The sequence below is a fragment of the Nocardiopsis sp. NRRL B-16309 genome (genome assembly GCF_001279585.1).
GTDB lineage: Bacteria > Actinomycetota > Actinomycetes > Streptosporangiales > Streptosporangiaceae > Nocardiopsis.
Window position 1 is genome coordinate 1 of sequence record NZ_LGEC01000155.1, and the last position, 421, is coordinate 421.

1 protein-coding gene is annotated in these 421 nt (G+C 73.4%); it reads right to left on the reverse strand.

Annotation, left to right across the window (positions count from 1 at the left end; genetic code table 11):
• Window positions 1-421, reverse strand: a 421-nt coding sequence (locus ADL05_RS29160) for an ATP-binding cassette domain-containing protein (protein WP_156366104.1), incomplete at both ends; no start/stop codon positions are given.

Consider the following 421-nt stretch of genomic DNA (forward strand, 5'->3'; position numbering starts at 1 on the left):
GGTGGGCTCCAACAGGCGCATGATCATCCGCGACAGGGTCGACTTGCCCGACCCCGACTCGCCCACCACACCCAGCGTCTCGCCCTGGCGCAGCTCGAAGGACACGTCCCTGACCGCCCAGAAGTCCGTCGAACGCCCCCACATCCCACCGCGCACCCGGAACCGCTGCGCCACCTCCTCCACCCTCAGCAGAGGAGTCTCATCGGAGGAGTCGCCCGAGGTGCCGGGGGTGAAGGCCTGGAAGTCGGCGGGGGCGGTGGTGGTGACGCCGGCCTTCGCGTCGCGCTCGGCGCGGTCGGCGCGGTCGCTGGCGCGCCGTTGGGCGCGGGAGACCTCGACCCGGGGCACCGCGTCCAGCAGCGCCTGGGTGTAGGGGTGCTCCGGTGCGGACAGCACCGTGCGCACGTCCCCGCGCTCCACG